Origin of the sequence: Paenibacillus sp. FSL R7-0313, assembly GCF_037969885.1 — a bacterium.
Lineage (GTDB): Bacteria > Bacillota > Bacilli > Paenibacillales > Paenibacillaceae > Paenibacillus.
The window spans coordinates 1807361-1821540 of the sequence record NZ_CP150219.1; the positions used below are offsets into that span (position 1 = coordinate 1807361).

The 14180-nt window shown below is 47.7% G+C and carries 12 protein-coding genes; 10 read left to right on the plus strand and 2 right to left on the minus strand.

Features of this window, described 5'->3' with window-relative positions:
* Nucleotide 1 precedes the first annotated feature (1 nt).
* The 3 genes from NSQ38_RS07930 (at nucleotide 2) to fni (ending at nucleotide 4033) form a co-directional block, all read left to right on the plus strand.
* Nucleotides 2-1150 (plus strand): glycosyltransferase family 2 protein, encoded by a 1149-nt coding sequence (locus tag NSQ38_RS07930; RefSeq protein WP_339788439.1) that lies wholly within the window; start codon nucleotides 2-4, stop codon nucleotides 1148-1150.
* On the plus strand, nucleotides 1147-2628 hold the full coding sequence (gene crtI, locus NSQ38_RS07935; RefSeq protein ID WP_339788440.1) for a phytoene desaturase family protein: 1482 nt from the start codon (nucleotides 1147-1149) through the stop codon (nucleotides 2626-2628). The genes NSQ38_RS07930 and crtI overlap by 4 nt, the downstream gene beginning before the upstream one ends.
* A 337-nt stretch (nucleotides 2629-2965) precedes the next feature.
* Nucleotides 2966-4033 carry a type 2 isopentenyl-diphosphate Delta-isomerase gene (gene fni / locus NSQ38_RS07940; RefSeq protein ID WP_339788442.1) on the plus strand — a complete coding sequence of 356 codons (1068 nt, stop codon included), beginning with the start codon at nucleotides 2966-2968 and terminating at the stop codon, nucleotides 4031-4033.
* A 150-nt stretch (nucleotides 4034-4183) separates the two neighbouring features.
* Here the strand turns inward: fni and NSQ38_RS07945 are convergent, their stop codons facing one another.
* Both NSQ38_RS07945 and NSQ38_RS07950 read right to left on the minus strand, forming a co-directional pair.
* Entirely contained in the window at nucleotides 4184-4624 is a 441-nt protein-coding gene (locus tag NSQ38_RS07945) for a hypothetical protein (RefSeq protein ID WP_339788444.1), read from the minus strand.
* A 70-nt stretch (nucleotides 4625-4694) separates the two neighbouring features.
* The gene (locus tag NSQ38_RS07950) at nucleotides 4695-5129 is read right to left on the minus strand and encodes a hypothetical protein (protein ID WP_339788445.1); all 435 of its coding nucleotides are present in this window, start codon (nucleotides 5127-5129) and stop codon (nucleotides 4695-4697) included.
* A gap of 214 nt (nucleotides 5130-5343) precedes the next feature.
* Here NSQ38_RS07950 and NSQ38_RS07955 point away from each other — a divergent pair, with 214 nt between their 5' ends.
* From NSQ38_RS07955 to spoIIR, 7 genes are all read left to right on the plus strand, one after another.
* Nucleotides 5344-5814, plus strand: coding sequence for a GNAT family N-acetyltransferase (locus tag NSQ38_RS07955; RefSeq protein WP_289390517.1), 471 nt, complete (start codon nucleotides 5344-5346; stop codon nucleotides 5812-5814).
* 192 nt (nucleotides 5815-6006) lie between these two features.
* Nucleotides 6007-7107 carry a redox-regulated ATPase YchF gene (ychF, locus tag NSQ38_RS07960; RefSeq protein ID WP_062836948.1) on the plus strand — a complete coding sequence of 367 codons (1101 nt, stop codon included), beginning with the start codon at nucleotides 6007-6009 and terminating at the stop codon, nucleotides 7105-7107.
* 649 nt (nucleotides 7108-7756) lie between these two features.
* A complete protein-coding gene (gene prfA / locus NSQ38_RS07965; protein WP_017691918.1) occupies nucleotides 7757-8824 on the plus strand; it encodes a peptide chain release factor 1 in 1068 nt (355 codons plus the stop codon).
* 24 nt (nucleotides 8825-8848) lie between these two features.
* The gene (gene prmC, locus NSQ38_RS07970) at nucleotides 8849-9733 is read left to right on the plus strand and encodes a peptide chain release factor N(5)-glutamine methyltransferase (RefSeq protein WP_339790442.1); all 885 of its coding nucleotides are present in this window, start codon (nucleotides 8849-8851) and stop codon (nucleotides 9731-9733) included.
* 85 nt (nucleotides 9734-9818) lie between these two features.
* Nucleotides 9819-11039 (plus strand): FtsW/RodA/SpoVE family cell cycle protein, encoded by a 1221-nt coding sequence (locus NSQ38_RS07975; protein ID WP_091036279.1) that lies wholly within the window; start codon nucleotides 9819-9821, stop codon nucleotides 11037-11039.
* Between the two features lie 268 nt (nucleotides 11040-11307).
* Entirely contained in the window at nucleotides 11308-12528 is a 1221-nt protein-coding gene (locus NSQ38_RS07980; RefSeq protein WP_339788448.1) for an FtsW/RodA/SpoVE family cell cycle protein, read from the plus strand.
* Nucleotides 12529-13192: 664 nt separating this feature from the next.
* Nucleotides 13193-13852, plus strand: a complete 660-nt coding sequence (gene spoIIR / locus NSQ38_RS07985) for a stage II sporulation protein R (RefSeq protein WP_339788450.1) — start codon at nucleotides 13193-13195, stop codon at nucleotides 13850-13852.
* The last annotated feature ends 328 nt before the right edge of the window (nucleotides 13853-14180 follow it).

Sequence of the window (14180 nt, forward strand, 5' to 3'; positions counted from 1 at the left end):
CATGAATGCATCTGAAATCTTCTGGATTGTGCTTACATGTATATTGGGCATACAGTTGCTGTTCGCTCTATGGAACGTCTCCTGTCTGCCCAAAGTACGTTCATTCCGGGCAGATAAGATACAACCACCAGACCTGCTGGTCTCGGTACTGATTCCGGCCAGAAATGAAAGACTACATATCGAAGGATGTCTTGAAAGTGTACTAGCGAGCGAGACATCGGGATTCCGGATGGAAGTGCTGGTGCTGGATGATCGCTCCGAAGATGAGACAGCGGCCATGGTACAGGCGATTGCGGATCGCGATACACGTGTGCGTTTGCTGCCTGGTGTCGATCTTCCCGAGGGCTGGATGGGTAAATCCCATGCGTGTCACAGGCTGGTTCAGGAGGCCAAGGGAGAATGGTATATGTTCGTGGATGCGGATGTGCGTCTGGAGCCAAGTGCCATTCGGCAGACTCTTGCAGCAGGGTGTGAGCAGAGCGGGGGGCTGGTAACCGGTTTTCCTTATCAGGTAACGAAGACGTGGATGGAAAAGCTTGTTGTGCCCATGATGGTCTTCACCATCATCAGTCATCTGCCCATTTTCATGATACGCAGATCATCCAGTCCGATGTTTGTGGCCGCTACGGGGGCTTTTTTGCTGATTCATCGCTCCAGTTACGAGGCTTCCGGTGGTCATGCTGCCATTCAGGCGCATCTGGTGGATGACATGAGTCTCGCCAAAGCAGTCAAGCGTGCGGGCCATCCGGTGATGTTGACCGATGTGCATGACGTAACAAATACCCGCATGTATCAGAACGGGGCAGAAGTATGGAACGGATATAAGAAAAATATGTACGAAGGTATGGGACGCAAAGACGTACTGCTGCTTGGAACGATGTTGATGTATACACTGATGTATATTGTGCCTGCGCTCGGCTTGATTATTGGACTCATGACGGGCAGTTCGATGTTCATTCTGTATGGATTGATAGGAACTTTATTAGGTATGGCTGTGAAAAGAGTAGCGGATCATGCTGGCGGACAACCCTGGTGGCTCGCCCTTCTGCAACCGGTCAGCATGGCCTGTGTCATTGCCATCGGACTCGCTTCCTGGCAGGCAGGCCGCTCCGGCAAGGGGTATGTATGGAAAGGTAGGCGGTACAGTTGAGAGGTAACGTCATTATAATCGGTGCAGGGTTCGGAGGTCTGTCGTGTGCGATACGACTGGCTTCACAAGGTGTGCAGGTGACCATTCTGGAACGACAGCAACATGTAGGTGGCAAGCTGCAGCAGATTGAGCGGGACGGGTATCATTTTGACCGAGGACCGAGCACGATCACGATGCCATCCACCTTTCGTTCAGTGTTTGATTACGCGGGTGTAGCAATGGAAGATTACGTACAGTTATATGAGTTAGAGCCGCGCACACGTAATATATTCGCAGATGGCGCAGTGGTAGATTTGTCAGGTGATCGTGGATGGATGAAGGAGCAGATCGCGGCGTACAGTCCGGAGGATGCGGCTCGTTATGATGCATTTATGGATGAGTCTGCTGCACTGTATGCGGAAGCCAATCGTCATTTTCTCGGTAAGTTGCTGCTGTCTCCTTCTGACAAATACAATCTCCAGATGCTGCGCAGCCTGCTCCGCGTGCGGCCAATGGTGAAGCTGGATAAGTTGCTGCGCTCATATTTCAAGCATCCGCATACGCTGGCTATGTTCGGACGGTACGCGACCTATGTGGGATCATCGCCGTATCAATCGCCTTCTATCTTTGCCATGATGGGTCATGTGGAAGCAGAGGTGGGCATCTATGGAGTCAAAGGCGGAACCTATCAACTGATCGAAGGAATGACTCGTCTGGCACAGGAAAAAGGCGTACAAATTATTACCGGCACAGAGGTCCGGCAGATTGTTGTTCGGAATGGCAAAGTGGCTGGCGTGGATACAGATCAAGGTTTCCGGGAAGCCGACCAGGTGGTTGCCAATGGCGATGTGCTTAGCGTGAATCGACTGCTGCTCGCACCGGAACATCGGAAAGAGATGAGCGATGCCCGCATACGGAAGTATGAGCCCTCCATTTCGGGATTTGTGACGCTGGCAGGTGTGCGAAGACAATATGATGCATTGCTGCACCATACGGTGTTCTTCCCGGAACGGTATGAACCGGAGTTCGACCATATTTTCCGTGAACGTAAAATGCCTGCTGATCCCACAATCTACATCTGTTATTCCGGTTATTCGGAAGCAGGCATGGCCCCGGCGGGAGCCAGTAACCTATTCATTCTAGTCAATGCCCCCTACTTGTCGGATTCGTGGAATTGGGAGCAGCAGACGGAACGTTACGGTGCGTTTGTACTGGAACAATTGGCGGCGCGGGGAATTACAGGGCTGAATCAATCCGAAGTGCTGATCCGGTATACGCCGCGAGATATCGAACGGGATACTTTGGCGCATCAAGGTTCAATCTACGGCATCTCGTCCAACTCCGTGAAGCAGACCTTTATGCGTCCGGGCAATCGAAGTAAAGATGTACAAGGACTCTGGTACGTCGGCGGTACAACACATCCAGGCGGCGGAACCCCGATTGTGACGTTATCCGGGCAGCTTGTTGGTGAGCAGTTAGCATCTGAAATTTTGAGATAAGTTCGTTGTTCGGATGATGGAGTGGAAGTGCATTCTGTTGATCCACACCTATGTGCGTCGTCCGCGCTAACCAGAGCTTTAAAGATGCGACAGATGATCCGTGCTTTTGCGTAGGTATAAAATAGTGGTGCTCCGAGATTTAAGTGAGACATTTGGTGTCGGGGCATCCTTTCAATAGATGGTTTGGAACGTTATACTGGATAGAGTTAAACTGCTTGAGCTGCAATGCTTATAGGATTAATGTTTTTGTCTTTTACAAAAGACGTATATACATAGAAGCAAGGAACGGGCAGGTTATCCTGTCGATCCGCACGATTCTCACATAGGAGGTCTCATCATGAATGAACAAGAGCGAGCCGGCGAACGGCTGCTTCCCGAAGTGGCTACGGGAGAACGAAAGCTGGAACACGTGCGCCTCTGTCTTGAGGAGAATGTGGCAGGAGAAGGGGTAACCAGCGGTATGGAGCGGTTTGCGTTTCGCCATCACCCACTGCCGGAACTGGATTTTGAAGAGGTGCATCTGGAGACTTCGTTTATTGGCAAAAAAGTACGTACACCCTTGCTCATCAGTTCGATGACGGGTGGAAGCAAAACAACAGGCGCCATCAATGAGCGCCTCGCTCGAGTAGCAAACGCCAGAGGCTGGGCGCTTGGCGTAGGTTCGATCCGGGCTGCCGTGGAACAGCCGGAACTCGCAAGTACCTTCGATGTGCGGCGCTGGGCACCGGACATCCCGGTCATTGCCAACCTGGGCGCGGTGCAGCTGAACTATGGCTTTACCACGGCTGATTTCCAGCGCGCCGTAGATATTGCGGGTGCGGACATGCTCGTGCTTCATCTGAACACGTTGCAGGAAGTTTTCCAGCCGGAAGGTAACACCAATTTCAGCGGATTATTTCAGCGGATTGAAAACTTGTGTCGTGAGCTGGAAGTGCCTGTTGGCGTAAAAGAAGTAGGCTTTGGCATCGATGGCGTGACGGCTCAACGCCTATATGAAGCGGGTGTGGCGTTTATCGATGTGGCCGGTGCAGGCGGTACAAGCTGGGTACAGGTGGAGAAGTACCGTAACAATAACCCGGTACGCCGGGCTGCTGCTGAAGCTTTTGCCGACTGGGGCATTCCGACAGCGGAGTGTATTCAGGAAGTGCGTGTGCTGAACCCAGCGGGTGCACTTATTGGTAGTGGTGGACTGTACACGGGCGTAGACGCGGCCAAAGCCCTCGCGCTCGGTGCGGATCTCGCTGGTTTTGGCCGATCTCTTCTTGAATCTGCAGTCGCTTCCGATGATGCGCTGAATGAGCGGTTGGAACAGGTTGAATTTGAACTGCGTACCGTGATGTTTGGCATTGGCGCAGGTCGGATCGAGGATTTGCAGCAGACGTCACGTCTGGTGGAACGGCGTTAGGCGTGGGGTCAAAATGAAGATGATATAAACTTCATTGGAGTTATTTAATTATATATTTTGAGTCTACTTATATTGCTTTCTATATAATCTGGAACAAAAACAGTGTAGAGGCTACTTCATTAAGAAATAGCCTCTACACTATTTATTATATTAAAATTGTCGGGCACTTATATTCATATCCATTTTATGACTTGTTGAACTATAGATATAAACTTTGACATTTGTTGTGCCTATGACACCTATTTTTGTTGTTTTTTGAGTCCCTTTTTTGATTGGAATATCAATTGGGGAAAGATTGCCCACAGTAAGTTTGGCATAAATAGTATCCCTACTATTGTTCTGAATCCAAACATCGGCATCTTCTCCATTGTCAGGATCCAATGTGAAGGATTTTTCGTATGCATTGTAACTGCTGTAATTGAATGGTCTGATAAGCTGTATATCCATTGGAGTAACAATCGGATCCACAGTGATTGGAGGGGGAGTAAAAGCATCTTTCACTCTATCCTCTAATTCAACAGTACTAGCTGGATGTGCAGAAAGTAATATAGACAAAGCTACACCTGTACCTAAAATTATATTGAATAACAATGTAATTCCCTCCTTATTCAGTATTATGTAATAATGTTTCAATTACTTACATAATACTGTTGCCAAATTATTACATACATTCCTCTTTCACGGTGACATTCTCATTGGTTACAGTAACGTAGGAATTGCCTGACAAGTATTCCGTATAACCGCAAACCATTTTGTTATAGGTTTTGCCGCGGCTGTCCGTAAACGTCAAGGAGATGGCGCCCTCGCCTGAAAGTTTCAGCCGTGGGGCGAATTTCACGTTTGTTCCGCTGGGAATATCCTTATCAAATACGTAGGTGGAGCCACTCTCGTTGTTGTTAGATGAGTTGTCGCCTTGGACTAGGCTAGCCTGAATATTGGTGAGATCATAGTCGGACTGGTTGTGGATCGTGATCCTTAAATGGCGAAAGGGATCGACTGCATTCAGCAAGCTCTTAAAGGCGATGATGCCTATGACGAGTACGATGGCGGACAAGATAATAATTTTCTTTTTTGAGAATCGGCGACGTGTGTACAAAATGATCCACTCCTTTCCTTCATGAGGTATAAACGATGGGAAGAGATCAAAAGTTATAATTAAAATGGATAAATATGAAAACTGAAATCCGAATCGTCAGAATTCTTCATGCGCTAAGCGGAAGAACAGGATACAATAAGATACTAGTAGTGCAAAAAGGACTGCACAGAACTCATACATAATCAAGATCACTCGAAATAAGGAGGGGAAAAAGTTGAAACTTTCTCCAATGAATCAGGAAGATTATGCGAGTTTTCGCATTCGATCGATTAAGGATTTTGCACAGGAAAAAGTAGAAGCGGGCACCTGGGCTGAGGAAGAGGCACAGCAACTGGCGGAGGAATCTTATGAACGTTATCTGCCAGAAGGCTTGAACACACCTGGAGCGTATCTCTACAATCTGGTGCACCCTGTGGACGGCAACGTGGGGTATATCTGGTTTAATATCACGGATAATCGCCGTGGAAAAGATGCTTTTTTGCTGGATATTGTGGTTGAAGAAGCACACCGTGGTAAGGGATACGGAACAGAGACGATGCAGGCGCTTGAACAGACGGCCTTGAGTCTTGGCGTGGATCGCATTGGTTTGCATGTCTTTGGACATAATGTGCGGGCGAGCAGCCTGTATCGCAAGATGGGATATGAGGTAACGGATCTGACGATGTATAAGGAAATCAAAGGGTAAACCTAATAGCGGATATTCTAGGCAAAACTTAAGATCTGCGCAAAACGAATTAACTGCATTAACTGGGGATTTCGGGAAGCGGATGGGACTCTGGTCGAATTGGCGAAGTTCCTTGATGCCTTGAGGTTTGTCATATATAATGTATAGGATTATCCATACCGAACAAGTAATCAATGAGGAGTTGTCATATACATGGCTTTGAAAGCAGGAATTGTAGGGCTTCCGAACGTCGGAAAATCTACGTTGTTTAACGCAATTACACAAGCAGGTGCCGAATCGGCAAACTATCCGTTCTGTACGATTGACCCTAACGTGGGGATCGTTGAAGTACCCGATGAGCGTTTGGACAAACTGACAGAACTCGTTGTACCTAAGAAAACAGTACCAACGGCGTTTGAGTTTGTAGATATCGCTGGTCTTGTTCGTGGTGCGAGCAAAGGCGAAGGTCTTGGTAACAAGTTCCTTGCCCACATCCGTGAAGTAGACGCGATTGTACACGTGGTACGTTGCTTTGTAGATGAGAACATTACACACGTCGATGGTAAAATTGACCCGGTAAGCGACATCCAGACGATCAATCTGGAGCTGATCCTGGCCGATATCGAGAGTGTTGAGAAGAAAATCGATCGCTCCAAGAAAAACATGAAGGGCGGCAACAAGACTGCCTCTCAAGAAGTAGAAGTATTGGAGAGAGTGAAGGCTGTTCTGTACGATGACAAGCCGGCACGCAGCATGGAACTTACCGATGATGAGCTTCTGATCATACGTGATCTGCACTTGCTTACCCTGAAGCCAGTTCTGTACGCAGCCAATGTAGCTGAGGACGAAATCGGTGATGTGGCAAACAATGCTTATGTGCAAAAAGTAAGGGAATTCGCAGCTGCTGAAAATGCAGAAGTGGTGCCAATCAGTGCGAAGGTTGAGGAAGAGATTTCTGAGCTGGAAGGCGAAGATAAACAAATGTTCCTGGAAGAACTCGGTATCGAGGATTCCGGTCTGAACCTGTTGATCAAAGCGGCTTACAAATTGCTCGGTCTGTACACATACTTTACAGCAGGTGTGCAGGAAGTTCGTGCGTGGACAATCCGTAAAGGAACGAAAGCACCAGGCGCAGCGGGTGTCATTCACACCGACTTCGAACGCGGATTCATCCGTGCAGAAGTTGTTTCCTACGACGATCTGGTTGCAGCGGGTTCCATGAACGGTGCCAAAGAGCGCGGACAACTTCGTCTTGAAGGTAAAGAGTATGTTGTAAATGACGGCGACGTTATGCACTTCCGTTTCAACGTATAGGTTGTTACTCGTTTATATGTAGATTTAATAACAAGACCCTGCGACCTTCTCGTGAAGTTCGTGGGGTCTTTGACTTAGAGTTTTGCAGTGGGGTTAACAGCCTTATGCAGTGCGTGGAAAGTAGCGCAGAACAAGAAAAACCACCGGGATTAGGTTGGTCGCCCACCGGCCTTTGTTAGAGAAGTCACGATGTTAGCGCATCGAGGCTTTTGTTTATTTTACACTTGCTATACTTATACCACAGTAGGAACATTTCGGAACAACATCGAACAACAATTTCATTTTGTATTTTGCAACACAAAAATTAGTTCATCCGCATGCGGAACAGTTACTATTCAGAACCATAAGAATATGCTATAATTAAGAGTCGTATACCACGTTGAATTTCGCGCTCGAACGGATGAGCTGAAGCGGGCTTCACACAGGGTACACGATTTCTTGATATCACTTTAAAAGTAAAGGATTTGATGACGTTGTAGCGATGTTATACGTCGATCATACATGAATGTGAATACATGCTGCGGTCAGGGGATTCGGTGAGAATCCTGTGCGTTGTGGAATATAGATTATAGATGTAATTAATGTTGAATTGAAATAAGTATTGAAAATGTGATGTGCTTGGACAAAATAATGCGTGAGGTGACTATACATGTTGGATAAATTACAGGCGTTAGCCGACCGTTATGACAAGTTGAGCGAGCTTTTGTGTGACCCGGATGTAGCAAGCGACAACAAAAAGTTGCGGGAATATTCCAAAGAACAATCCGATCTGCAACCAACTTATGAAGCGTACAATGAGTACAAACAGGTAAGTCAGGATCTCGAAGCTGCGAAGGAAATGCAGGGGGAGAAACTGGATGATGAGATGCGCGAAATGGTCAAAATGGAAATTGACGAACTGAGCACTCGCCAGAAGGAACTGGACGAATTGATTCGTGTGCTTATGTTGCCAAAAGATCCGAATGACGACAAAAACGTTATTGTTGAGATTCGCGGAGCAGCTGGTGGAGATGAAGCGGCGTTGTTTGCAGCAGATCTGTATCGGATGTACACACGTTATGCAGATGCACAAGGCTGGCGTGTAGAGCTGATGGACGTTAACACAAATGATCTCGGTGGATTCAAAGAGGTTGTTTTCCTGATCAACGGACGCGGCGCATACAGCAAAATGAAATACGAAAGCGGCGCACACCGTGTGCAGCGTATTCCAACAACCGAGTCTGGCGGACGTATTCATACGTCAACTTCAACGGTTGCGGTTATGCCTGAAGCCGAAGATTTTGATATTGAAATTCATGACAAAGACATCCGTGTTGATACCTTCTGTTCCAGTGGTGCCGGTGGACAATCGGTTAATACCACGAAATCCGCAGTACGGGTAACACACGTTCCAACGGGAATCGTGGCGACATGTCAGGATGGAAAATCACAGAACTCCAACAAGGAAAAAGCGTTGCAGGTTCTGCGTACACGTATCTTCGATATGAAACGTATGGAAGAGGAAGCGAAGATCTCCGTTGAGCGGAAAAGTAAAGTGGGAACGGGCGACCGCAGTGAGCGGATTCGTACGTACAATTTCCCGCAAAGCCGTGTGACGGATCACCGTATCGGTCTGACGATGCACAAGCTGGATCAGATCATGAACGGGGAGATTGAAGATATCTTGTCTGCACTGACGATTGCTCAGCAGACCGAGTTGATGGATAGAGGAGAATAATCTGTGACCCGCGCGCAGTTTGTCATGACGCCGGAACAGAGCTGTCGGGAAGCCTTCGTGGAGGCTTCCTCTTTTTTGGAGAAGTGCGGCGTGTACGAGCCGCAAAACAATGCCCGGCTGCTGCTGGAACATGTACTCGGCGTCTATGGCGCCGCGTATTACATGATGCAGCCGGAGCCTTTTCCCAGCGAGCATCGCAGCCGCTGGGAGGACGCCGTCACGCGCAAGGCTGCGGGTGAGCCGGCACAATACATTATCGGCAGCCAGGAATTTTATGGGCTGCCGTTCGAGGTCACGCCGGCCGTGCTGATTCCGCGGCCGGAGACCGAGCTGTTGGTCGAGGCTGTGCTACGCGAAGCCGACCGTGTGTTTCCTGACGGCGCTCCGCTCGCCGTCGATATTGGCACGGGCAGTGGTGCCATCGCGGTGACGATGGCTTCACTGCGCCCGCGCTGGCAGGTCGGCGCCGGGGATCTCTCGGCGGCTGCCCTGCAAGTGGCCGCGCGGAACGCGGCCGCGAACGGGGTACAGATCGACTTCCGTGAAGGCGATCTGCTGGCCCCGTTCGCCGGGGCTCGGGTGGACATCCTGGTGTCCAACCCGCCATATATCCCAGCGGCAGACATCGCCGGGTTACAGAAAGAAGTGCGCGATCATGAGCCGCGTATGGCACTGGACGGCGGTCCGGACGGGCTTGCACCGTACCGTATCATGCTGGAGCAACTGGCGCTGCTGTCTGCGCCGCCACAGATCATTGGTTTTGAGCTGGGCCAGGGGCAAGCTCGCGACATCGCAGCTTTGCTTGAATCGGCGGGACATTGGCCGGAAATAATCATTGTACCGGACCTTGCCGGAATCGAGCGGCATGTCCTGGGTGTTCGTACTTCGGAACAGGTGACGAAAATGTAAGGTTCCGCGGGTTTTCTTTTTGCCGTGAAATCCTCTACAATGAGATATACCGAAGATTTCTGAATGCTTGGGGGAACATAATTACATGCTGCACAAATTTAAAAAGATAGACTATTCTATTGTGTTTATACTGGTTATTCTAATGGTTATCAGTATTTTGTCGATTTACAGTACAACGTTTGGTCGTCCAAAGCTGGAGGGACTCCCGAAAAGTGCAGTGATCTTTTATATTTTGGGATTCGTAGTCTTTTTTGGGATGTCGATGATCAACTATAAATTCATAATCAAAAATTATTTATATATCTATGGCGTGGGTATGCTGCTGCTCATTTTCGTAATGTTCTTTGGTAAAGAGTACTACGGGGCAAAAGGCTGGCTGTCCATCTTCGGGGTCAGTTTGCAGCCTGCTGAGTTGTTCAAGTTATGCCTGATTGTGTTTTTATCGGCCTTTTTGGCCCGAAAGAAGAATCGTCCGCTCTATTTTGGACGTGATGTTATTCCGATCTCACTCTGTGTTCTGCCGCCATTACTACTTGTATTGCTTCAAAATGACTTGGGAAATGCGTTGAGTTATGTTGTCATTCTTGTGGGCCTATTATGGATCGGCAACATTAAATTTACGCATGCCCTCATTGGCTTTATTATTGCTGTGGCTACCTTTATCGGCGGTACACAGGCATATATTCATTATCATGATGAGATTGTTAAATTCCTGAATGACATTGGACGTTCGCACTGGGCGGATCGTTTTGACCCTTGGCTTGTACCAGAGCTGACCTCAAGAGATGTGCTCTGGCAGACGTATAATGCAAAACTTGCGATTGGTTCTGGCGGGATTACAGGCAAAGGGTATATGGAAGGCACGACGATTCAGTCAAATCGGGTGCCGCTGGCCTATGCTGACTCCATTTTTGTACAGATCGGTGAAGAATTTGGCTTTATCGGTGCCTCGGTATTGCTTCTACTGTACTTTATCCTGATTCACAGGCTTGTGCTGATTGCACTGGAGTGTAAGGATCGCGCGGGGCCATATCTAATTGTAGGTATTATAGCGATGCTGCTCTACCAGATCTTTGTCAATATTGGTCCGTTCATTGGTCTGATGCCATTGACAGGGATTACCCTACCGTTTATTAGTTCAGGTGGTACCTCCATTATGATCAACATGATCAGCATGGGTCTTGTGATGAGTATTAAGGTCCACACGGAAGAGAACGAGGATATTCTTGGCTCTGCGGAACAACCAAGTATTACCGATTTGGTGATGAAATTGCTAAGACGCAAGCCATCCCAGCAGGAGCAATAACGTTCTCGAATCAAACCGTGAAACACGTTAGATTTATGTATATAAGCTAGATAACTATAGAACCCTGGAACAGATCAGCCCAAGTCACATTGGGGTGGATGTTTTGGGGTTTTTATTGTTTTTACGGTGTAATTCAGGCCATTGAATAGTTCACTTTTTTAACCTGAAGCGATCCAGATTTCCATTTTATTATCCAATTATATACAATGGTAATATTGAGTTCAATTGGAAATCATAGAATGCTAGATTCAGGGGGATGGACGGGGTCATGGTGAGAATGTTGAAAAAGATGGACGGTGTGATTCTCTTCGTAATGCTGTTGCTCATGATTATTAGTGTATTTGCGATCTATAGCGGAACGCAGACAGATGCCAAACTGGCGAATCATCATGTCAAAACGATTTATTTCTATGTGGCCGGGTTCATTGCGGTGCTTGTGATTGGGCTTGTGAATTACAAGTTATATGTGAAATATGCGTTTTATTTGTATGGCTTGGGAATTATACTACTGATCCTGGCCAATGTCCTGGGAAGTTCGATCAATAACGCCAACGGTTGGCTAAAGCTGGGCGATAACTTTTCTTTTCAACCGGCAGAGCTGTTCAAGATGATTCTGATTCTGTTCCTCGCCCATTTGATTGTGAAGAGACAACGAGGCACGCTGAAATTTTGGAGAGATATTGTGCCGATTGGCTGCTGGACGTTTATTCCGTTTGCCCTTGTTATGGCTCAGAATGATCTGGGAAATGCGCTGGGGTATGTGGTGATTCTGGCTGCGGTATTCTGGATCGGGAATATGAGGTTGAAGCACGCATTGATTGCGCTGGCGATTGTGGGCGTGGCGTTTTTTGGCTTTGTTAAAGCCTATACTTTCTACCATGATGAAGTATTCACTTTCCTCGAAAAGATAAAACGTGAGCATTGGGCGGAGCGAATTGATCCCTGGCTTGTACCGGAAAAGGCTACCTCCAAAGCTTCCTGGCATACGAAAAATGCAGGATTAGCCATTGGTTCAGGTGGTATCATCGGAAAAGGTTACTTGCAAGGAACATCCGTTCAGAGTGGACGAGTCCCCTATACGTATTCTGATTCCATTTTTGTCGTGATCGCAGAGGAGTTTGGCTTTGTTGGTGCATCTGTACTGATTCTGATGTACTTTATTCTGATTCAACGTATGGTGCTGATTGCTCTGACTTGCAGAGATCGCGCTGGACCCGTCATCATTGTAGGTATTATCGGAATGTTGTTGTATCAGGTGTTTGAGAACGTGGGGGCGTTCCTCGGACTGATGCCACTCACAGGCATTACGTTACCGTTCATCAGTTACGGTGGCACCTCCTTGCTCATTAATATGGCTTGTATTGGGGTGGTCATGAGCATTAAGTTGTATGGACAGGAAGAGGAGGATGAACTTCTGATGGGGGAGCAGCAACCCCGGTTGTCGGAACGTTTATGGAATATGCTTAAGAAAGAGAAAAGTGCTGTGTAACTGTTGAGTCGGTGCAGTGAAAAGTAAAGTGGTGGGACGTATAACGTAATCGTTCGTAGGAATGAAGAGGTTGATTTGCCCTGTAACCAGGTGCAGATCAGCCTTTTTAACATGATGGGTGAGAAAGTGTGAATGAGAGATGGTAGAAGAGAGAATCAATGCAGAGGGTGTCTTCAAGCTTGTCGTAAGTAGAAATGTACCTGAAAAGAATCGGGAACAGAGTGTTAAGCATGGTGTGGATTTCAGGTGCCAGCTGTTAGGAGTTAAGAGTTAAAAGTTAGGAGCTAACGAACCTCGCACATCTTATTCGGGGATTGGAAGTACCCGGAGAAAGCTAAGGAATCTGAGACACGTTATGTCAGCATAAACAGCCTTTTGTAGCTTGTTGGTCAGATGATTTTGGGAAATAACGTGTCTGGTGTTCCTTACAATTTCAAAAGAAGACCTGAAGGCCAAATAAGACTTCCTCGGTTCCTTAAAACATCGACTGTTCATTCGCGAGAGTCATTCGCCCAAGTTCGGCCAGCACAGACTTCGAGGCTTTTAGAACAAACTCTAGTAGATTTATTGCAAATGCTAGGTTTACTTCCGGTTCTCTGGGGCATACTGATAGACATGAGAGAGTTGCAGGCAACGTGATCAGAGAGCCGAGGGGGAGAACGGAATGAGCAGAAGAATTGTAAAGCAAATTGGACTTATTATTGTATGTCTTATGATGATTATCATGATGTGGGAAGGTCAGAAAACGGATGCAGCTGTGGCGGCCACAGCAATTCCGGAACAATCGATTCGCTTGCGTATTCTAGCAAACTCGGATGCACCGGGAGATCAATTGGTGAAACGCGAGATTCGGGATGCTGTCGTTGCTCAGATGGGTGAGTGGGTAGCCGAACTGGAGAATCCGCAAAGTCTGGATGAAGCGCGCAAGGTTATTCGTGAGCATTTGTCCGAGATTGAGAATAGAGTAGGAGAAGAGTTGGCCAGTCGCGGTTTAAATTATGAGTATCAGGTGGAGCTGGGTTCCGTTCCGTTTCCGACCAAGCTGTATGGGGGCACCGTCTATCCTGCCGGAGATTATGAAGCGGTTCGGATCACGCTGGGGGAAGGCAAAGGTCAGAACTGGTGGTGTGTGTTGTTCCCGCCGTTGTGCTTCATTGATGCAGGGACCGGGGATGCACTGGCGAAACCTTCAACGTTATCGGCCGCTGCAGCTGAACCTGGAGATGCAGAGGCATCTGTGCAGGGAGATACACCGGAAGCAAGATTCTTTCTGTGGGATATGGCTGTGAAACTGTGGAGTTGGATAACTGGATTGTTCGCATAACAACGAATTTATACTATGAATAAGGGCGACTTCGATTCAGGGAGCTGCCCTTTTGATATGAATTAGTGGCGAGGATATAGCGAGACTTATGCGTGGAGTGAAGTGTGAAGGGCATCCGAGGCGGTACAGGTATGTTATAATTACTTATATTGAATATGGATATGAACTAACCTACTTGAAATTTAGGAATGATGATATATGAGCAGAGAAAATGAACCATTGCAACGCACCTCTGAGATGAGGGATGGTAGAGAAGAACGTGATATGAAAGCTCGGGGAGAGCTGGTCACTGAGATGTGGGATGTACGCGTCTTGGTGAGCGCTGAAA

Excerpts from the sequence above, each read along its gene's own strand:
- NSQ38_RS07930 (WP_339788439.1), top strand. The coding sequence starts at position 2 with ATGAATGCATCTGAAATCTTCTGGATTGTGCTTACATGTATATTGGGC.
- fni (WP_339788442.1), top strand. The coding sequence starts at position 2,966 with ATGAATGAACAAGAGCGAGCCGGCGAACGGCTGCTTCCCGAAGTGGCT.
- ychF (WP_062836948.1), top strand. The coding sequence starts at position 6,007 with ATGGCTTTGAAAGCAGGAATTGTAGGGCTTCCGAACGTCGGAAAATCT.
- prfA (WP_017691918.1), top strand. The coding sequence starts at position 7,757 with ATGTTGGATAAATTACAGGCGTTAGCCGACCGTTATGACAAGTTGAGC.
- prmC (WP_339790442.1), top strand. The coding sequence starts at position 8,849 with ATGACGCCGGAACAGAGCTGTCGGGAAGCCTTCGTGGAGGCTTCCTCT.
- NSQ38_RS07975 (WP_091036279.1), top strand. The coding sequence starts at position 9,819 with ATGCTGCACAAATTTAAAAAGATAGACTATTCTATTGTGTTTATACTG.
- NSQ38_RS07980 (WP_339788448.1), top strand. The coding sequence starts at position 11,308 with ATGGTGAGAATGTTGAAAAAGATGGACGGTGTGATTCTCTTCGTAATG.
- spoIIR (WP_339788450.1), top strand. The coding sequence starts at position 13,193 with ATGAGCAGAAGAATTGTAAAGCAAATTGGACTTATTATTGTATGTCTT.